At 73.4% G+C, this 18,254-nt stretch carries 17 protein-coding genes; 5 read left to right on the forward strand and 12 right to left on the reverse strand.

Annotated elements, in window-relative coordinates; translation table 11 throughout:
• Nucleotides 1–41 precede the first annotated feature (41 nt).
• From Q0963_RS05060 to glmS, 3 genes are read right to left on the reverse strand one after another with little or no spacing between them, the layout of a single operon-like run.
• Nucleotides 42–1,493, reverse strand: coding sequence for a bifunctional ADP-dependent NAD(P)H-hydrate dehydratase/NAD(P)H-hydrate epimerase (locus Q0963_RS05060; RefSeq protein ID WP_299443535.1), 1,452 nt, complete (start codon nucleotides 1,491–1,493; stop codon nucleotides 42–44).
• Nucleotides 1,490–1,855, reverse strand: coding sequence for a holo-ACP synthase (locus tag Q0963_RS05065; protein WP_299443538.1), 366 nt, complete (start codon nucleotides 1,853–1,855; stop codon nucleotides 1,490–1,492). The genes Q0963_RS05060 and Q0963_RS05065 overlap by 4 nt, the downstream gene beginning before the upstream one ends.
• Nucleotides 1,856–1,868: 13 nt before the next feature.
• On the reverse strand, nucleotides 1,869–3,728 hold the full coding sequence (gene glmS / locus Q0963_RS05070) for a glutamine--fructose-6-phosphate transaminase (isomerizing) (RefSeq protein ID WP_299443541.1): 1,860 nt from the start codon (nucleotides 3,726–3,728) through the stop codon (nucleotides 1,869–1,871).
• A gap of 112 nt (nucleotides 3,729–3,840) precedes the next feature.
• On the opposite strand from glmS, the gene coaA reads away from it, so the two are divergent.
• Nucleotides 3,841–4,824, forward strand: a complete 984-nt coding sequence (coaA, locus tag Q0963_RS05075) for a type I pantothenate kinase (RefSeq protein WP_299443544.1) — start codon at nucleotides 3,841–3,843, stop codon at nucleotides 4,822–4,824.
• Between the two features lie 7 nt (nucleotides 4,825–4,831).
• Here the strand turns inward: coaA and Q0963_RS05080 are convergent, their stop codons facing one another.
• From Q0963_RS05080 to Q0963_RS05090, 3 genes are all read right to left on the reverse strand, one after another.
• A complete protein-coding gene (locus Q0963_RS05080) occupies nucleotides 4,832–5,491 on the reverse strand; it encodes a hypothetical protein (RefSeq protein WP_299443547.1) in 660 nt (219 codons plus the stop codon).
• Nucleotides 5,492–5,715: 224 nt separating this feature from the next.
• Nucleotides 5,716–7,053 carry a PhoH family protein gene (locus tag Q0963_RS05085; RefSeq protein ID WP_299443550.1) on the reverse strand — a complete coding sequence of 446 codons (1,338 nt, stop codon included), beginning with the start codon at nucleotides 7,051–7,053 and terminating at the stop codon, nucleotides 5,716–5,718.
• 208 nt (nucleotides 7,054–7,261) lie between these two features.
• Nucleotides 7,262–8,014, reverse strand: a complete 753-nt coding sequence (locus tag Q0963_RS05090) for an isoprenyl transferase (RefSeq protein WP_299443641.1) — start codon at nucleotides 8,012–8,014, stop codon at nucleotides 7,262–7,264.
• Between the two features lie 192 nt (nucleotides 8,015–8,206).
• Between Q0963_RS05090 and Q0963_RS05095 the strand changes: the two genes are divergently transcribed.
• Nucleotides 8,207–8,923: a hemolysin III family protein gene (locus Q0963_RS05095; RefSeq protein ID WP_299443553.1), complete on the forward strand. Its 717-nt coding sequence runs from the start codon at nucleotides 8,207–8,209 to the stop codon at nucleotides 8,921–8,923.
• Nucleotides 8,924–8,957: 34 nt separating this feature from the next.
• Here the strand turns inward: Q0963_RS05095 and Q0963_RS05100 are convergent, their stop codons facing one another.
• Nucleotides 8,958–9,206 carry a hypothetical protein gene (locus Q0963_RS05100; protein WP_299443556.1) on the reverse strand — a complete coding sequence of 83 codons (249 nt, stop codon included), beginning with the start codon at nucleotides 9,204–9,206 and terminating at the stop codon, nucleotides 8,958–8,960.
• On the reverse strand, nucleotides 9,203–10,141 hold the full coding sequence (mca, locus tag Q0963_RS05105) for a mycothiol conjugate amidase Mca (RefSeq protein ID WP_299443559.1): 939 nt from the start codon (nucleotides 10,139–10,141) through the stop codon (nucleotides 9,203–9,205). Before mca ends, Q0963_RS05100 begins: the two co-directional genes overlap by 4 nt.
• Nucleotides 10,142–10,232: 91 nt before the next feature.
• On the opposite strand from mca, the gene Q0963_RS05110 reads away from it, so the two are divergent.
• Both Q0963_RS05110 and greA read left to right on the forward strand, forming a co-directional pair.
• The gene (locus Q0963_RS05110; protein WP_299443562.1) at nucleotides 10,233–10,604 is read left to right on the forward strand and encodes a DUF4307 domain-containing protein; all 372 of its coding nucleotides are present in this window, start codon (nucleotides 10,233–10,235) and stop codon (nucleotides 10,602–10,604) included.
• A 226-nt stretch (nucleotides 10,605–10,830) separates the two neighbouring features.
• Nucleotides 10,831–11,319 (forward strand): transcription elongation factor GreA, encoded by a 489-nt coding sequence (gene greA, locus Q0963_RS05115; protein ID WP_299443565.1) that lies wholly within the window; start codon nucleotides 10,831–10,833, stop codon nucleotides 11,317–11,319.
• Between the two features lie 78 nt (nucleotides 11,320–11,397).
• On the opposite strand, the gene Q0963_RS05120 is transcribed toward greA, so the two are convergent.
• From Q0963_RS05120 to Q0963_RS05130, 3 genes are all read right to left on the reverse strand, one after another.
• Entirely contained in the window at nucleotides 11,398–12,711 is a 1,314-nt protein-coding gene (locus Q0963_RS05120) for a glutamate mutase L (protein WP_299443568.1), read from the reverse strand.
• A gap of 37 nt (nucleotides 12,712–12,748) precedes the next feature.
• Nucleotides 12,749–13,927, reverse strand: coding sequence for a cystathionine gamma-synthase (locus Q0963_RS05125; protein ID WP_299443571.1), 1,179 nt, complete (start codon nucleotides 13,925–13,927; stop codon nucleotides 12,749–12,751).
• Between the two features lie 374 nt (nucleotides 13,928–14,301).
• Nucleotides 14,302–15,312, reverse strand: a complete 1,011-nt coding sequence (locus Q0963_RS05130) for a hypothetical protein (RefSeq protein ID WP_299443574.1) — start codon at nucleotides 15,310–15,312, stop codon at nucleotides 14,302–14,304.
• Nucleotides 15,313–15,340: 28 nt separating this feature from the next.
• On the opposite strand from Q0963_RS05130, the gene msrA reads away from it, so the two are divergent.
• Nucleotides 15,341–16,036 carry a peptide-methionine (S)-S-oxide reductase MsrA gene (gene msrA, locus Q0963_RS05135; RefSeq protein ID WP_299443577.1) on the forward strand — a complete coding sequence of 232 codons (696 nt, stop codon included), beginning with the start codon at nucleotides 15,341–15,343 and terminating at the stop codon, nucleotides 16,034–16,036.
• Nucleotides 16,037–16,117: 81 nt separating this feature from the next.
• Here msrA and Q0963_RS05140 read toward each other — a convergent pair whose 3' ends face one another.
• Nucleotides 16,118–18,142 carry an NADPH-dependent 2,4-dienoyl-CoA reductase gene (locus Q0963_RS05140; RefSeq protein ID WP_299443580.1) on the reverse strand — a complete coding sequence of 675 codons (2,025 nt, stop codon included), beginning with the start codon at nucleotides 18,140–18,142 and terminating at the stop codon, nucleotides 16,118–16,120.
• Nucleotides 18,143–18,254: the final 112 nt, after the last annotated feature.

Consider the following 18,254-nt stretch of genomic DNA (forward strand, 5'->3'; position numbering starts at 1 on the left):
CGACGGGGCCGGACGGCCGACCCCGGCCGGGCGGCGTGCCGTCAGCGGCGGAGCAGGGCGGCGATGGTGCCCGGGAGGGCCTGGGCCACACCGAGCGCCCGCACCGGGCCGCCGGGGTTGGCACGGTCGGCGGCGACGCCGTGGACGAGCGCCCCGAGCGCTCCGGCCACGTCGGCGTCGAGTCCTGCGGCGAGCAACGTGCCGAGCAGCCCGGCGAGGACGTCGCCGGCACCGGCGGTGGCGAGCCAGGCCGGAGCGTCGGCCTGGCTCCAGGCGGGCGCTCCACCGGGGGGCACGACGAGGGTCGTCGCGCCCTTGAGCAGGACCGTCGCGCCGGTCAGCTCGGCCGCCCGCCGCGCGTGCTCGAGCGGGGCCCCCTCGACCTGCGCCCGCGTCACCTCCGTCCTGGTGAGGCGCGACAGCAGCCGTGCGCACTCCCCGGCGTGCGGGGTGAGCAGCGTGACCCGCTCGTGCCGCCGGCGCAGGACGGCGTCCTCGAGGAGGTCGAGGCCGCCGGCGTCGACGACGACCGGCGCCTCACCGCCCAGCGCGTCCCGGGCCGCGTCGAGCTGCGCCTTGGACCCCGAGGCCCGCGACGTGGTGTCCAGTCCCGGCCCGACGACCCAGGCCTGGACCCGGCCGACCCCGTGCAGGGCCTCCGGGGCCGCGGCCCGGACGAGGGCGGTGGGCGTGGGGGTCCCGACGAAGCGGACCATTCCGGCACCGGACTCGACGGCGGCGGTGACGCTGAGCACGGCCGCGCCCGTGTACGGCTCCCCGCCGGCGACGATGCCCACGACGCCCCGCGAGTACTTGTCGTCGCCCGGGACCGGCACGGGCCACAGCCCGGCCACGTCGTCGTGGTCGAGGCGGCGGACGACCGGGGTGGCGTCGACGTCGAGACCGATGTCGACGACGGTGAGGACGCCGCAGGCCTGCTCCGTCGGCGGCAGCAGGTGCACCGGCTTGGCGACCGACAGCGTCACCGTCTCGTCGGCGATGACCCCGTCGACGTCGAACTCCGCGCCGGCGGGGTCCTGCCCCGAGGGCAGGTCGACGGCCAGGACGTACGCGGCCTCGGGCACGGCCTCGACCCATGCGCGCGCCCAGTCGGGCAGCCCGGGGCGGGCGCCGATCCCGAGGATCCCGTCGAGCACGAGGTCGGCCTCCGCGATGCTCGCCGGGTCGGTGGTGAGCACGACCCCGGCGGCCTCCGCTGCGGCCCGGGCGCCGTCGTGCACGGTCTCGCCGTGCACGGCCACGACGCTCCAGCCCGCCTCGGCCAGCCGCGCTGCGGCGTAGAGCGCGTCGGCCCCGTTGTTGCCGGGCCCGATGAGCGCGGCGACCGTGGTGGCCCCCTGGGCCTCGAGCCGGGCGGCGGCGACGGCCACGATCCCGTCGACGGCTCTGGCCATGAGCTCGCCCTCGTCGAGGCTCGCCATGAGGGCGGCCTCGGCCGCGTACACGTCCGCGATGCCGTAGGCCTCGATCATCCGGGCTGTCCGTCCCGCTCGGTGACGACGACCGCGGACGCGATGCCGGCGTCGTGCGACAGCGACACGTGGACGGTGGCGATCCCCAGCTCGGCCATCCGGGCGGCGACGGTGCCGCGGACGGTGAACGCGGGGCGGCGGTCGGGGCCCCGGGTGACCTCGGCGTCGTGCCAGCCGAGGCCGACGGGTGCGCCGAGGGCCTTGGCCAGCGCCTCCTTGGCCGCGAAGCGGGCCGCGAGGGAGGTGAGCGGCAGCTCCCGCTCGGCCTCGGTGAACAGGCGCTGCGCCAGGGCCGGGGTGCGCTCCAGGGACGCACCGAACCGGGCGACGTCGACGACGTCGATGCCGACTCCCGCGATCACCGCGTCACCGCCGTCACTCGACGGTGACGGACTTGGCCAGGTTGCGGGGCTGGTCGACGTCCAGACCCTTGGCCGATGCGAGGTGCAGGGCGAAGACCTGGAGCGGGACGACGGCGAGCAGCGGCGCCAGCATCGGGGGGCACTGCGGGATGCGGATGACCTCGCTCGCGAACGGCACCACGTCCTCGTCGCCGTCGTGCGCGATGACGAGCGTGCGGGCCCCCCGCGCCCGGATCTCCTGGATGTTGGAGACGACCTTCTTGTGCAGGTCGTGCGGGGTGTCCGGCCCGGGGACGACGACGAACACCGGCTGCCCGGGCTCGATGAGGGCGATCGGGCCGTGCTTGAGCTCGCCCGCCGCGAAGCCCTCGGCGTGGATGTAGGCGAGCTCCTTGAGCTTCAGCGCCCCCTCCATCGCCACCGGGAAGCCGACGTGGCGCCCGAGGAAGAGCACGGCCCGGCTGTCGGCCATGAACTCGGCCATCTCGGCGACCCGGTCCATCCGGCCGAGGAGGTCCTCGATCTTCTCGGGGATCTCGTGGAGGTCGCGCAGCACCGCCTTGGCGTCGTCGGCGTAGGTCTCGCCGCGCAGCTGCGCGAGGTAGAGCCCGAGGACGTAGCACGCGGTGATCTGGGCGAGGAAGGCCTTGGTCGAGGCGACGGCGATCTCGGGGCCGGCGTGGGTGTAGAGGACGGCGTCGGACTCGCGCGGGATCGTCGAGCCGTGGGTGTTGCAGATGGACAGCGTCATCGCGCCGAGCTCGGTGGCGTGCTTGACCGCCATGAGGGTGTCCATCGTCTCGCCGGACTGGCTGATGGACACGACGAGGGTGTTCTCGTCGACGATCGGGTCGCAGTAGCGGAACTCGTGGGCGAGGGCGACCTCGACCGGGATCCGGGTCCAGTGCTCGATCGCGTACTTCGCGACCATCCCCGCGTAGGCAGCGGTGCCGCAGGCGACGATCGTGATGCGGGTGACGCGGCGCAGCTGCTCCTCGGGGATGCGCACCTCGTCCAGGACGAGCCGGCCGGTGTCGTCGGTGCGACCCAGCAGGGTGTCGGCGACGGCGTGGGGCTGGTCGTGGATCTCCTTCTCCATGAAGGTGTCGTAGCCGCCCTTCTCGGCGGCGGCGGCGTCCCAGGTCACCTCGTACGCCTTGCCCACCGCGGGCGAGCCGTCGAAGCCGATGACGTCGTAGCCGTCGGGGGTGATCGTGACGATCTGGTCCTGGCCCAGCTCCACCGCGTGCCGGGTGTAGCCGATGAACGCGGCGACGTCGCTGCCGAGGAAGTTCTCGCCGTCCCCGACCCCGACGACGAGCGGGCTGTTGCGGCGGGCTCCGACGACGACGCCCGGGCTGTCGGCGTGGACCGCGAGAAGGGTGAAGGCGCCCTCGAGCCGGTCGACGACGGCTCGCATCGCCTCGGTGAGGTCGCCGAGCCGGTCGTACTCCCGGCCGAGGAGCTTGGCCGCCACCTCGGTGTCGGTCTCGGACCGGAAGTCGACGCCCTCGGCGAGCAGCCCCTTCTTCAGGGCGTGGAAGTTCTCGATGATGCCGTTGTGGATGAGCGCGAGCCGGTCGCCGTCGCCGCCACGGTGGGGGTGGGCGTTACCGTCCGTCGGCCCGCCGTGCGTGGCCCAGCGGGTGTGCCCGATCGCGGTCCGGGACGCGGACATCGGGTGCGCGTCGAGGGCGGACCTGAGGTTCTCGAGCTTGCCGGCACGCTTCTCGGTGGCGACGCCGTCGTCGGTGACCAGGGCCACCCCCGCCGAGTCGTAGCCCCGGTACTCGAGGCGCGCGAGCCCCTCCATCGCGACGTCGAGCGCCCTGCCGTCCGTGTTGCGGCCCACATAGCCGACGATTCCGCACATGCGCGCCAGCGTAGCCCGTGCGGCACGCACCTCCCGCGTCACGGCGGGTGCCGGTCGGGGGCCCCGGGCGCCGGCCCGCGCCGGGTCCGGGCCGATACGCCATGATGGCGCCGTGACCGCGGCCGACGAGGTACTCGCGCGTCTCGGCCTCGCCGGGGACGCCCAGCTGCCGACCCCGTACGTCGAGCTCGACCGCGCGGCGTGGTCCCGGCTGCGCGAGAACCACCCGATGAGCCTCACCCAGGACGACCTGTCACGGCTGCGGGGGCTCGGCGACCGGCTGGACCTGCAGGAGGTGGAGGAGGTCTACCTCCCGCTCTCGCGGCTGCTGCACTTCTACGTCGAGGCCGTTCACGGGCTCCGGCTCGCCACGAGCGAGTTCCTCGGCGACCGGCCCCGCCGGGTGCCGTTCGTCGTCGGTGTCGCCGGGTCGGTCGCGGTCGGCAAGTCGACGACCGCGCGCATCCTGCGCGAGCTCATGAGCCGCTGGCCGCACACCCCGCGGGTCGAGCTGGTGACCACCGACGGCTTCCTCTACCCGAACGCCGAGCTCGAACGCCGAGGACTCCTCCAGCGCAAGGGCTTTCCCGAGTCGTACGACCGCCGGGCCCTGCTGCGCTTCGTCGCCGACGTCAAGTCCGGGATGCCGGTGGTGGAGGCGCCCCAGTACTCACACCTGACCTACGACGTCCTCCCCGAGCCCACCGAGGTGCGCAGGCCCGACGTGCTCATCGTCGAGGGGCTCAACGTCCTGCAGCCCCCGAGCGTCCGCCCCGACGGCGCGAGCGTCACGACGGTGTCCGACTACTTCGACTTCTCGGTGTACGTCGACGCGCCCGCGACCGACGTGCGGCGCTGGTACGTCGAGCGTTTCCTCCGGCTGCGGCAGACGGCGTTCGCCGACCCGCAGTCGTACTTCCACCGGTACGCCCGGCTCAGCGACGACGAGGCGCGGGACACGGCGGGGGGCATCTGGGCGGCCATCAACGAGCCGAACCTCGTGGAGAACATCGAGCCGACCCGGGACCGGGCGACCCTGGTGCTCACCAAGGGCCCCGACCACGCGGTGACGCGGATCCGGCTGCGCAAGATCTAGCGCAGGGTCAGTACCAGTGCGGCGAGCGGCTCTGCCACACGCTGAGCGCGTTGCACGGGGTGCCGTAGGAGCGCTTGATGTAGTCGAGACCCCAACGGATCTGCGTGACGGGGTTGGTCCGCCAGTCGCTGCCCTCGGTGGCCATCTTGCTGGCCGGCAGTGACTGCGGGATGCCGTAGGCCCCTGACGAGGGGTTGGCGACCCACCAGCGCCAGTCGCTCTCGCCGATCCACAGCTGGTCGAGGCACGGCCACTGCTCCTGGCTGAAGCCGTACTCCGGAAGCAGCAGCTGGGCTGCGGCCTTGGGGTCCTCCTGGGCGTTGGAGAAGACCCGCTTGCGCTCGGCGGCGCGGGCCGCGCGCTCGGCGTCCTGCTGGCGCTTCTTCGCCAGCGCGGCGGCCTTCGCCCGCTCGGCCTCGTCGGCCTGGGCCGCGGCGACCGCACGCTGGGCGTTGGTGGCGGACCGGTCGGCGGCGACGCGGTCGTCATCGGCGTCGGCGACCCGGGCCTGCTCGGAGGAGCTGGTCGTCGTGAACGCGTCCACCGCGAGCGTCAGCGGGTCGGCGTTGGCCGTGTCCTCACCGACGCCGCTCAGGGCCACACCGCTGACCACGACGGCCGCGAGGAGGCCGGTGGTGACCACGGGACGCCCGACCGCAGCCAGCATCGACCCACCGCTCGAGCGCCGCGGGGCGGCGTGGCGTGGGGCGTGGCGGGGTGTGTAGCGAGCCATGGTGAAGCGCGGTGGGCCTTCCAGGGGTGGGGACAGGCGAGGGTCCCGGTCGCAGGCCGGGCGTTACGGAAACGAGACCTTAGCCTACTGGGGCGCCCCGGCGGGCGGAAACGAGGACCTGAGGGGACGCTCAGCCGACGGCCCGCCGGGGCCCGATCTCAGACCTCGATCCCCTCCAGCAGGTCGGTGACCAGCGCCGCGATCGGGCTGCGCTCGGACCTCGTGAGCGTGACGTGGGCGAACAGCGGGTGCCCCTTGAGCGCCTCGACGACGGCGACGACCCCGTCGTGGCGTCCGACGCGCAGGTTGTCGCGCTGGGCGACGTCGTGGGTCAGGACCACCTTGGAGTTCTGGCCGATCCGCGACAGCACCGTGAGCAGCACGTTGCGCTCGAGGCTCTGGGCCTCGTCGACGATGACGAAGGCGTCGTGCAGGCTGCGGCCGCGGATGTGGGTGAGCGGCAGGACCTCGAGCATCCCGCGGTCGAGCACCTCCTCGACGACCTCCCGGCTCACCAGGGCCGAGAGGGTGTCGAAGACCGCCTGCCCCCACGGGTTCATCTTCTCGGCCTCCGAGCCGGGCAGGTACCCCAGCTCCTGGCCGCCGACGGCGTAGAGCGGCCGGAAGACGACGACCTTGCGCTGCTGGCGTCGCTCCATGACCGCCTCGAGCCCGGCGCACAGGGCGAGCGCGGACTTCCCGGTGCCGGCGCGCCCGCCGAGGCTGAGGATGCCGACATCGGGGTCGAGGAGCAGGTCGAGCGCGATGCGCTGCTCGGCGCTGCGGCCGTGCAGCCCGAAGGCGTCCCGGTCGCCGCGGACCAGCCGCACCTGCTTGTCGGCGCCCACCCGGCCCAGGCCCGAGCCGCGGGGCGAGAGCAGCTTGAGCCCGGTGTGGCACGGCAGCTCGGCCGCCTGGGGGTTCTCGAGGCGGCCGTACTCGTAGAGGTGGTCCATCTCCTCGACCGTGACGTCGAGCTCGGCCATGCCGGTCCACCCGGACTCGACCGCGAGCTCGGCCCGGTACTCCTCGGCGTCGAGGCCGCACGCCGAGGCCTTGACCCGCATCGGGAGGTCCTTGCTGACGACCGTGACGAGGCGCCCCTCGTTCGCGAGGTTGCGCGAGACCGCGAGGATGCGGGTGTCGTTGTCACCGAGCCGGAACCCGGCAGGCAGCGACATGGCGTCGGTGTGGTTGAGCTCGACCCGCAGGGAGCCGCCGTCGTCGCCGACCGGCACCGGGGCGTCGAGACGGCCCGCCTTGATGCGGAGGTCGTCGAGCATCCGCAGCGACTGGCGGGCGAAGTACCCCAGCTCGGGGTGGTGCCGTTTGGCCTCGAGCTCGGTGACCACGACGACCGGGAGGACGACCTCGTGCTCGGCGAACCTGAAGATCGCGCGGGGGTCCGAGAGGAGTACCGAGGTGTCGAGCACGAACGTGCGACGCGGCTCCTTCCCCCGGGCTGTCGTGTCTGCCGTCCGCGTGGAAGAGGCCATTGCCGCTCCTGGTCATCGAAGGAGGTGGTGCCGTGGTGACGACGCTACGACCCACCCGATGCCGGGGGCCGGGATGCGGGCCCCGGCGTGTCGGCACGGGTGTGGCTGATGTGACTCACGAGGTCGCTGTGGCGAAAAGTCACCCGTTCGTCACGGCCCCGGTCGGCCGTTCGTCGTCGGCCGCCGAGGGCCGGACGCTCGCGGGCCGTCAGGCGCCGAAGCGGCGGTGGCGCTCGCCGTAGGCGCGCAGGGCGCGCAGGAAGTCGACCTTGCGGAAGTCCGGCCAGTACGCCTCGCAGAAGTAGAACTCGCTGTGGGCGCTCTGCCACAGGAGGAAGCCCGACAGACGCTGTTCACCCGAGGTCCGGATGACGAGGTCCGGGTCGGGCTGGCCCTTCGTGTAGAGGTGCTCCGCGATGTGCTCGACGTCGATGACCTCGGCGAGCTCCTCGATGCTCGTCCCCCGGCCCGCGTGTTCCTGCAGGAGACTCCGCACGGCGTCGGCGATCTCGCGGCGACCCCCGTACCCCACGGCGACGTTGACGAGCATGCCGTCGATGCCGGCGGTGCGCTCGGCGGCCGCCTTGAGTCGCTGGGTCGTCGCGGCCGGGAGCAGGTCCAGGGCCCCGACGGGGTTGATGCGCCAGCGGCCCGTGTCGGCAAAGGAGTCGACCGTGTCCTCGATGATGCCGAGCAGGGGCCGGAGCTCGGCCTCCGGGCGGTTGAGGTTGTCGGTCGACAGGAGCCACAGCGTGACGACCTCGACCCCGACCTCCTCGCACCACTCCAGGACGTTGCCGATGTTGACGGCACCGGCGCGGTGGCCCTCCTCGGTCCCGGCCCCGCGCAGCTTGGCCCAGCGGCGGTTGCCGTCGACGAGGACGCCGACGTGGCGGGGCACCGGCGAGGACCCGAGCTGGCGGGTGAGGCGCTTGGCGTAGGCGGCGTAGAGCACGTCCATGAACCGCCCCATCCCGCTCTCGTCCTCCCGCCAGACCTGAGCCGCCCGGGTCCGGACGACGGGGGTCACGCTACTCCGGCTGCCCGGGAGCCCCGCCGGAGATCATGTGTGGACCTCGTGTGCAGCTGGTGCGCAGTGGATGGAGGTGCACGTGTCCGCCAAACCTACGCTCGCGTAGGTTAGAATGAGGCGATGGATCCCGCCGAGCGCACCAGCCCTCCCGACGCCGGACGGCTCGACGCGCTCGAGAGCCGGGTCGAGGCGGCCATGAGCCAGGTGAAGCCTCACCTGCGCGGTTGGCTGCACGCCGGCATGGCTCCCATCGCGCTCGTCGCGGGCATCGTGCTCGTCATCATCGCCGGAACGGTCGAGGGCAAGGTCTCGGCCGCCGTGTTCGCCGGGACGGCCGTGCTCCTCTTCGGGACCTCGGCCATCTACCACCGCGGCACCTGGTCGCCCCGCGTGGGCGGCATCCTCCGACGCCTCGACCACTCCAACATCTTCCTCATCATCGCCGGCACCTACACCCCGTTCGCGCTGCTGCTGCCGGCGGACCAGGCCCGGCGCATGCTGCTCATCGTGTGGGCCGGCGCCATCCTCGGGGTGCTGTTCCGGGTCTTCTGGAGCCACGCCCCGCGCTGGCTGTACGTCCCGGCCTACCTCATGCTCGGCTGGGTGGCGGTCTTCTACTTCCGCCCGCTCCTGGACCACGTCGGCGCGGCCGCGATGACCTGGGTCGTCATCGGGGGTGTGCTCTACAGCGTCGGCGCCCTCGTCTACGGGACGAAGCGGCCCGACATCTCACCCCGCTGGTTCGGCTTCCACGAGGTGTTCCACGCGCTGACCGTGCTGGCGTTCACCGCGCACTTCGTCGCGGCGTCCCTGGCCCTCACCGGCACCCAGGCCTGACGCCGCCCGTGCGGCCCCCGGGGGTCCGGCTCGGTCAGCCCGGCCGGCCGTCTTCGGCGGTGGCCGACCCGTCGCCGGGCTCGTCGTCACCGGTCTCGGCCACCTCGTCCGGGCCCGCCTGCGCCTCGTCCGGCCCGCGGTGCGCGCGCTGTTGCCGGTAGGACATGCGCCGCATGCGCTCGTTCATGTTGCGCATGAGGAACCAGAGCGCGAGGGCGAGCAGCGAGAAGGCGATGAAGGCGAGGAAGCCCGGCAGCGCCGCGCTGGTTGCGGAGTCGTTCATGCGGCCCGTTCCGTCCTGGAGTCGTGGATGAGGCGGAGCCCCGGGGTGGTGGCCATCGCGTCGGCCTCGGTGACGTCGGCGGGGAGCCCCGCGAAGAGGTCGTCCTCACCCTCGCTGATCGGGACGTAGGAGGCGGCGGCCTCGAACTCCTCGACCGGCCAGACCTCCTGCTGCACCTCACGCGGCACCTTGAACCAGGTGCCGTCGGGGTCGACCTGCGTCGCGTGCGCGAGCAGGGCGGCGTCGCGGCGGTCGTACCACTCGGCGCACGCGACCTTGGTCGTGACGGCACGGTCCTGGCGGTCCCACCGCTCGAGCCACTCGGCGTAGGGGCTCTCCTCGCCGAGCGCGGTGAGGGCCTCGTGGAAGGCCTCGATGCGCGCCTTGCTGAAGGTCTGGTTGTAGTAGAGCTTCAGCGGCTGCCAGGCGGGGCCGGCGTCGGGGAACCGCGAGGCGTCGCCCGCCGCGGAGAACGCCGCCACCGAGACGTCGTGGCACATGATGTGGTCGGGGTGGGGGTAGCCGCCGTTCTCGTCGTACGTCGTCAGGACGTGCGGGCGGAACCGGCGGATCTCGCGCACGAGGGCCTCGGTGGTGACCTCGAGAGGCTCGAGGGCGAAGCAGCCGTCGGGCAGCGGCGGCAGCGGGTCGCCCTCGGGCAGGCCGGAGTCGACGAAGCCGAGCCAGGTGTGCTGGACGCCGAGGATCTGCTGCGCGCGCGCCATCTCGTCGCGCCGGACGTGGACGAGGTCGCGCAGGATGTGGATGTCGTCCTGGAGCCGCGGGTTGAGGATGCTGCCGCGCTCACCCCCGGTGCAGGAGACGACGAGGACCTCGTGGCCCGCGTCGACGTACTTGGCCATCGTCGCGGCGCCCTTGCTCGACTCGTCGTCCGGGTGCGCGTGGACGCACATGAGCCGGAGCCGTTCGGACATGCGGGACCCTTCGGTGTGGTGGGCTCGGGGCATCCCCGAGAATGGAGGTTCCCATTCTGTCACCCGGCCCCGACCGTCTCCGAGGAGCACCGTGCGACCGCCCGATCCCCGGACCCCGTCCGGCCGCCGCCAGTGGCTCGCCATCGCGGCGGTCCTCGCCGCCGTGGCCGCCGTGTCCTGGTACGGGTGGACCACGACCGCCGGTCAGGTGCGGCCCGAGGTGACCGCCTACGACGTCCGGTCCGACGCCGCCATCCGGGTCGAGTACGACCTGGTCCGGCCGGCGGGCACGCCGGTGACCTGCCGGGTCAGCGCCCTCGACAGCCGCAAGGGCCGGGTCGGCGTCGTGACCGACGAGATCCCGGCCGGCGGCGGCCCCGTCGTCCACCGCGTCGTCGACATCCGCACCAGCGCCCGAGCGGTGACCGGCGTCGTCGAGTCCTGCGTCCGCGTCGGTCCCTGACCTGCGCCGACGGCGCCGTCGGCGAGCAGCGCCGAGGCCGCTCGTCGGCCCCTGACGGCCGGAACAGATGTGCTTCCCGGGGTGCACGTTGCTAGACTGGTCACTTCACGTTCGGGTCTGGGTCGAGAAGCGCCGAGAAGAGGCGGTCGACCCGGGCCCGTTGCCGTAGCACCCTCGGCGCCACCCGCGAGGGTCCGGCGCCCCACGTACCAGGAGTTGACCACCCGTGACCGAGACGACGACCAACCAGAGCTACCTCACCCAGGGCGCGTACGACCGTCTCAAGGGCGAGCTCGAAGAGCTGTCCGGCCCGGGTCGTACCGAGATCGCCAAGCGCATCGAGGCCGCCCGCGAGGAGGGCGACCTCAAGGAGAACGGCGGCTACCACGCGGCCAAGGAGGAGCAGGGCAAGATGGAGGCCCGCATCCGCCAGCTCACCCAGCTCCTCGAGAACGCGACGATCGGCGAGACGCCCCCCGACGACGGCATCGTCGAGCCGGGGATGATCGTCACCGTCGAGATGTTCGGCGACGAGGAGCAGTTCCTCCTCGGCTCGCGCGAGATCATCGACCCCTCGATGCAGGTGTTCTCCGAGAAGTCCCCGATCGGCGAGGCCGTCAACGGTCACAAGGTCGGCGACACCGTCTCGTACGAGGCCCCCAACGGCAAGCAGATCGAGGTCGCCATCAAGGCCGCGACGCCGTACACCGGCTGATCCCTCGACCGCGACGACGGCCCGTCACCCCTGGGGGTGGCGGGCCGTCGTCGTGATCGCGGCCGGTCTCGGCCCGGGTCAGCCCGAGCCGACGAGGGAGCCGGCGAGCGCCCGGGCGGCCACCGGGTGCCGGGGTGCGAGCAGCCCGACGGCGAAGAGCACGTAGTCGCGGTCCACCACCGCGTCTGCCCCGTCCGGGACCCGCCACCCACCGCCATGGTCCGCCAGGGTGGCCCCGAGCACGGCCTCGGCCATCCCGGCGGGCGCATGCCGGAGCACGCCGCCGGAGCCGACGACGAGGCCGACGTCCGCGAGCGGCCTCGGCCGCTCCCCCGGCCCGGCCGGGCGGCCGTGCCGCCGGGCGGCGATGGTCACGGCCGCCCGCGCCAGCGACTCCTCGGCCGCCCACTCCGGCCCGGTCGTGGCGACCCGCCCCGGCTCGGCCGTCACGCCGGTCGCCCAGGCCTCGGTCGCCGGGGACAGGGGGAGGCGCTCGCGAGCCGCGGCGTCGACGACACCCCCCGCGTTCCAGCGCATCCCCAGGTCGGCCTCGACGGTGCGGGCGTGCCACACGGTGCCGACGACCTCGCGCCGGATCGTCGCGTCCTCGCCCTGCGGGGTGAGCACCGAGTAGACGTCGGTCGTCGCTCCCCCGACGTCGACGACGAGCACGTCCTGCCCGCGGACCTGCGCCAGCACCTCGACCCCGCGCAGCACGGCGTCGGGGGTCGGGGCCCGGACGAGGTCGGCGAACCCGCGGTCGCGGGAGAGCCCTTTGCCCCCGATGACGTGCTCGAGGAACACCTCCCGGATCGCGGACCGCGCCCCTTCCGGGGCCACCGCACCGATCGACGGGAGGACGTTGGCGGTCACGAGGTGCCGGCGGCCGGTGGCGTCCAGCTCGGCCGTGACCGCGGCCGCGGCCTGCGCGTTGCCGGCGACGACGACCGGGGCGCCGACCCGGGCCCGCGCGTACCGGCGGGCGTTGTGCACGAGGACGTCGGCGTTGCCCCCGTCGGTGCCACCGACGAGGAGGACGAGGTCCGGGCGGGCCGCCCGCAGCGCCGCCACGTCCGGGCCCGTCATCGGTCCGGCCGTGACGTGCACGACCCGCGCCCCGGCCGAGAGCCCGACCCGGTAGCCGGCCTCGGCGGTCACCTCGCGCTCGTAGCCGACGACGGCGAGCTGCAACCCGCCGCCGGCGCTGGAGCACACGAGGGTCTCCGCTGCCGCCTGGCCGCCGAGCTCGGCGCGGACCGCGTCGACGCCGTCCATGACGTCGGTCGCCACCGTCGTCGGGTGGGAGGCCCGCCCGAGCAGCGCGCCGTCGGGCCCGACGAGCACCGCCTTGGTGAAGGTCGAGCCGACGTCGACGCACAGGACCGCGGGCACCCGCGCACTCTAGTGAGGCGCCACCCGGGCCGGTGGCTCAGGTCAGCCGGTCGAGCGCCTGGCGCAGGTCGGCAATCAGGTCCGGGGCGTCCTCGATACCGACCGAGAGGCGGATGAGGTCGCCGGGCACCTCGAGCTCGGTGCCCGCGACGGAGGCGTGGGTCATCCGGCCGGGGTGCTCGATGAGGGACTCGACCCCGCCGAGGGACTCCCCGAGCGTCCAGAGCTCGGTCTCGCCGCACACCTTCGCCGCGACGTCCTCCCCACCCTTGACCCGGAACGCGACCATGCCGCCGAAGCGCTTCATCTGGCGGGCGGCGATGTCGTGGTTCGGGTGGTTGGGCAGCCCCGGGTAGTGCACCGCGGTGACCCCCGGGTGGCTCTGCAGGAAGTCGACGACGGTCTCGGCGTTGTCGCAGTGCCGCTCCATGCGCACGGCGAGGGTCTTCAGCCCGCGCAGGACGAGCCAGGCGTCGAACGGGCCGGCGACGGCGCCCATCGAGTTCTGGTGGAACGCGACCCGCTCGGTGACCGACTCGCCGTCCCGGGTCCGCGCGCCGGGCGCGACGACGACGGCACCCCCGACGACGTCGCTGTGCCCCCCGGCGTACTTCGTCGTCGAGTGGACGACGACGTCGGCCCCGAGGGCGATGGGGTTCTGCAGGTAGGGCGAGGCGAAGGTGTTGTCGACGACGAGCAGCGCCCCCGCCTCGTGGGTCACCTCGGCGATCGCCGCGATGTCGGCGATGCCGAGCAGCGGGTTGGTGGGGGTCTCGACCCAGACCATGCGGGTCTCGGGACGGATGGCCGCGCGCACCGACTCGACGTCGGCGACCGTCGCGATGGAGTGGTCGGCGCCCCAGGGCTTGAGCACCCGGTTGAAGAGGCGGTACGTGCCGCCGTAGGCGTCCGACGGCACGACGACGTGGTCACCGGGGACGAGGAGCGCCCGCAGCACCGTGTCCTCCCCGGCGAGGCCGCTGGCGAACGCGAAGCCGCGCTCGCCGCCTTCGAGGGCCGCGATGCACTCCTCGAGGGCCGCCCGGGTCGGGTTGGCCGAGCGGGAGTACTCGTAACCGCCGCGCAGGCCGCCGACCCCGTCCTGCTTGTACGTGCTCACCTGGTGGATCGGCGGCACGACGGCACCGGTCGTGGGGTCGGGCTCCTGACCGGCGTGGATGGCGCGGGAGGAGAAACCGAGGTCGTCGAGAGTCATGCCCACGAGGGTAGGCGCTCCGCCACCCCGCCTCGACGCCCATCCCCCGCCCGCCCGGCCGCACCCCATCCGCCGCTCGCCGGTCTCCACCAGGTGCCGGCTCGCACACTGCCCGGCCGTACCCCCTCCGACCAATAGGTCGATGTGCGGACGTCGGCCTCGTCGCCGGACCCGTACCTGGCGTGACCTATCGGTCGATGTCGGTACGCCTCTGCCTGCGCCCCGTACCTCACGCGACCAATAGGTCGATGTGCGTACATCCCCGCCACCCTCCGACCCGGTACCTGGCGTGACCTATTGGTCGATGTCGGGGCGCCGGCCTCGTCGTCGGCCGCGTACCTGGCGTGACCTATCGGTCGAGGTGGGGGTGGGGGTCAGTGCAGGTGCTTCTGCCACTCCCGGGTGTAGCCGCTGGGCCGGAACCCCAGTGCGGTGTTGACCGCGAGCATGTGGGTGTTCTCGACGGCGTTCCAGGTGCGGACCGTGCGAACCGCCGGCACCTCCTCGGCGAGCGCGCAGTGGTTGGCGAGCTTGAGCGCCAGGCCGAGACCGTGACCCCGGTGCTCCCGCAGGACGAGGGTGTCCTGCTGGTACGCGAGAGCCGGGGCGGCACGCGGAACCTGGACCACGGTGTACCCCACCAACCGGCCGCTCTCGAGGTGCCGGGCGTAGGTCGCCACCACACGGCGCCCCATCGCGGCGACCTTGGCGTCGTCGGCCCGGACCCGGTCCGCGTCCCACTCCTCCTCGGCGAGCTCGAGGTCACCGAGCGGTGCGTCGGTGCTGATCCGGCGCAGGAGCAGCGCGCGGTCCTCGAGATCGGTCTCCGGCTGGGCGTCGCAGTGCGTCTCGAGGGCGTACCCCGGTACGGCCACAGGCGGCCGAGGCGGCACCGACGGGTCCACGGCGAGGTCGGACCGGACGACCGTCTGGGCCGGCTCGAAGCCGCGCCGGCGGGCCCACGGGCCGTGCGGGTCCTCAACGTCGCCTCCGGCCCACTGCGTCTGCGCGACGACGGTGGTGCGGCCGAGCTCCCGAGCGTGCCCCTCGGCCCAGGCGAGCAGAGCGCCCCCCACCCCTGCCCGGCGCCGGTCCGGTCGCGTCGTCACCACGAGGGAGGCGACGCCCTGGTTGTCGAGCAACGGGGCGATGACAGCCCCGGCTCCGAGCACCTCGTGGCCATGGACCGCCAGCACGGTCGAGCGGTGCTTCGTCGAGTCCTGCATGATCCCGCGCAGCTCGTCCACCGTCCACGCGTCGTGGTCGTCGCCCAGGTCGTGCCGCGCCGCGACACCCTGCACCTCCGCCCATGCGTCGAAGCGGGCGGCGGCGGCGGGCTCGGAGTCCAGCCCGGAGACCGGGACGAGGTCGACCATGTGGAACACCGTGCCACCCTCCGGAGTTGAACACGACATGCTTTTCGGCTCCCGTGCGAAGTCCACGCTCCCCACCCGCGACGAGGCCCTGGCCGGCCGCGATCACCGGCCCTTCCCCGTGCCGACGACCCACGAGGTCCTCGGCACCCCGCTCGAGGGGCCCTGGCCCGACGGCACCGAGGTGCTCTACGTCGCGATGGGCTGTTTCTGGGGGGTCGAGCGCATCTTCTGGCAGCTGCCGGGTGTCGTGACGACCGCCGCCGGCTACCAGGGCGGCTTCACCCCGCACCCCACGTACGAGGAGACCTGCACCGGGCTCACCGGGCACGCCGAGACCGTCCTCGTCGCCTACGACCCGGCGGTCACCACCCCCGAGCTGCTGCTCAAGGCGTTCTGGGAGAACCACGACCCGACCCAGGGCAACCGGCAGTACAACGACATCGGGACGGCCTACCGGTCCGCGATCTTCACGACGACGCCCGGGCAGGCCGAAGCCGCCGCTGCCACCCGGGACGCGTTCCAGGCGGTCCTGACCGCCGCCGGCCGCGGCACCATCACGACGACGATCGCGTCCGCCGAGCAGGCCGGCCCCTTCTACTACGCGGAGGGGTACCACCAGCAGTACCTCCACAAGAACCCCGGCGGCTACTGCAACCACGGGCCCAACGGGCTCACCTGCCCGGTCGGCGTCGCGAACCTCCCGGCCCAGACGGACATCGCCCCACCCACCTGACAGGCCACACACACCGCGAACGTGTGTGAACACGCCGGCGATCCCCGGCGCGTTCACACACGTTCCGGGATGAGTGGGGGGTCAGATGGCCGCCGCCACCTCGGTGCCCTGGCGGATCGCCCGCTTGGCGTCGAGCTCGGCGGCGACGTCCGCCCCGCCGATGACGTGGACGGTCAGCCCACGGTCGGCGAGGTCGTCGGCGATGGTCCGCACCGGCTCCTGGCCGGCGCACAGGACGACGGTGTCGCAGGCCACGAGGCGACGCTCGCCGTCCGGCCCGACGGTGATGTGCAGCCCCTCGTCGTCGATCCGCTCGTAGGACGCCACCCCGGAGACCTGCTCGACCCCCTTGGCGCGCAGCGAGGCCCGGTGCACCCAGCCCGTCGTCTTGCCGAGACCCTTGCCGATGGCCGACGTCTTGCGCTGGAGCAGGACCACCTCGCGCGGGCTCGGCTCGGGGACCGCGGGGCGCACGCCGCCGCGCGACTCCGCCGGGTCACCGACGCCCCATTCCAGGCGCCAGGCCTCGGCGTCCGTCGTCGCGGAGTGCTCCGTCGTCAGGAGCTCGCAGACGTCCACCCCGATGCCACCGGCGCCGATGACGGCGACCCGCTGCCCCGCCGTGCGCTCGCCCCGGACGAGCTCGGCGTACGTCATGACCATGGGGTGGTCGACGCCGGGGATCTCCGGGAGCCGCGGCTCGACCCCGGTCGCGACGACGACGTCGTCGAACCCCTCGGCGACCAACGCGTCGGCATCGGCCCACGTCGACAGCCGCACCCGTACCCCGAGCACCTCGAGGCGCCGCGTGAAGTAGCGGATCGTCTCGACGAACTCCTCCTTCCCCGGGATGCGCATCGCGATGTCGAACTGCCCGCCGAGGTGGTCGCGCGCCTCGAGCAGCTCGACGTCGTGCCCCCGCTCGGCGAGGGTGACCGCGGCCGCCATCCCGGCCGGTCCACCCCCGACGACCGCCACCTTGCGGCGCGCCGGGGCACGGCCGATGACGAGCTCGGTCTCGTACGCGGCGCGCGGGTTGACCATGCACGACGCGCGCTGCTTGGCGAACGTGTGGTCGAGGCAGGCCTGGTTGCAGGCGATGCACGTGTTGATCTCGTCGGACCGGCCCTCGGCGGCCTTGCGGACGAAGCCGGGGTCGGCGAGGAAGGGCCGGGCCAGCGACACGAGGTCGGCGCCGTCGGTCAGGACCTGCTCGGCGACCTCCGGGGTGTTGATCCGGTTCGTCGCGCACACCGGGATGCCGACGTGCTCGCCCAGCCGGGCCGCGTACCCGGTGAACACCGCCCGCGGCACCGAGGTGACGATCGTCGGCACCCGGGCCTCGTGCCACCCGATGCCGAGGTTGAGGATGCTCGCGCCGGCGGCCTCGACCTCGCGGGCGAGGGCCACCACCTCGTCCCAGGTCTGGCCGTTCTCGACGAGGTCGAGCACCGAGATCCGGTAGACGAGGACGAAGTCGGGGCCCGCCGCCTCCCGGACCGCGCGGACCACCTCGACGGCGAAGCGTCGGCGGTTTTCGGGCGTCCCGCCCCACCGGTCGGAGCGGTGGTTGGTGCGCGGCGCGAGGAACTGGTTGACGAGGTACCCCTCGGACCCCATGATCTCGACGCCGTCGTACCCCGCCCGGCGGGCGAGCCGCGCCGCGCGGGCGAACGCCCGGATCTGACGCCGGACGCCCCGGGCGGTCAGCGCCCGCGGCGCGAACCGGCTGATCGGGCTCTTGACCGTCGACGGCGCGACGCACCAGGGGGTGTACGCGTACCGCCCCGCATGCAGCAGCTGGAGCGCGATGAGCCCGCCGGCCTCGTGCACCGCCGAAGTGACGACCCGGTGCCGGGCCAGCTCGCGCCGGCTCGTCAGCTTCGAGGCGCCCGGGTAGAGCGTCCCCTCGAGGTTCGGCGCGTACCCGCCGGTGACGATGAGGCCGGCCCCACCGCGAGCCCGCTCGGCGAGGTAGGCCGCGAGCTTCGGGGCGTCCCGGGCCCGGTCCTCGAGCCCGGTGTGCATCGACCCCATGACGACCCGGTTGGGCAACGTGACGTGGCCGAGGTCGAGCGGAGCGAGCAGGTGGGGGTAGTCGCTCATGCGGCCTTCCTCGTCGGGCGTCGCGCCGACCAGGCCCTGAGCCACACACCGGATGACGTGCCGGTTCGGACGGACGGAGGGTCGACGACGGCGCCATCAGCGGCGCCCGTCG

This window comes from uncultured Phycicoccus sp. (assembly GCF_947495705.1).
In the GTDB taxonomy this organism is placed as follows: Bacteria; Actinomycetota; Actinomycetes; order Actinomycetales; family Dermatophilaceae; genus Phycicoccus.

Bases quoted from the DNA above. Each gene is read 5' to 3' on its own strand.
- Q0963_RS05060 (WP_299443535.1), bottom strand. From the start codon at position 1,493: ATGATCGAGGCCTACGGCATCGCGGACGTGTACGCGGCCGAGGCCGCC.
- glmS (WP_299443541.1), bottom strand. From the start codon at position 3,728: ATGTGCGGAATCGTCGGCTATGTGGGCCGCAACACGGACGGCAGGGCG.
- Q0963_RS05080 (WP_299443547.1), bottom strand. From the start codon at position 5,491: ATGCTGGCTGCGGTCGGGCGTCCCGTGGTCACCACCGGCCTCCTCGCG.
- Q0963_RS05085 (WP_299443550.1), bottom strand. From the start codon at position 7,053: ATGGCCTCTTCCACGCGGACGGCAGACACGACAGCCCGGGGGAAGGAG.
- Q0963_RS05090 (WP_299443641.1), bottom strand. From the start codon at position 8,014: ATGGACGTGCTCTACGCCGCCTACGCCAAGCGCCTCACCCGCCAGCTC.
- Q0963_RS05095 (WP_299443553.1), top strand. From the start codon at position 8,207: ATGGATCCCGCCGAGCGCACCAGCCCTCCCGACGCCGGACGGCTCGAC.
- Q0963_RS05100 (WP_299443556.1), bottom strand. From the start codon at position 9,206: ATGAACGACTCCGCAACCAGCGCGGCGCTGCCGGGCTTCCTCGCCTTC.
- mca (WP_299443559.1), bottom strand. From the start codon at position 10,141: ATGTCCGAACGGCTCCGGCTCATGTGCGTCCACGCGCACCCGGACGAC.
- Q0963_RS05125 (WP_299443571.1), bottom strand. From the start codon at position 13,927: ATGACTCTCGACGACCTCGGTTTCTCCTCCCGCGCCATCCACGCCGGT.
- msrA (WP_299443577.1), top strand. From the start codon at position 15,341: ATGCTTTTCGGCTCCCGTGCGAAGTCCACGCTCCCCACCCGCGACGAG.
- Q0963_RS05140 (WP_299443580.1), bottom strand. From the start codon at position 18,142: ATGAGCGACTACCCCCACCTGCTCGCTCCGCTCGACCTCGGCCACGTC.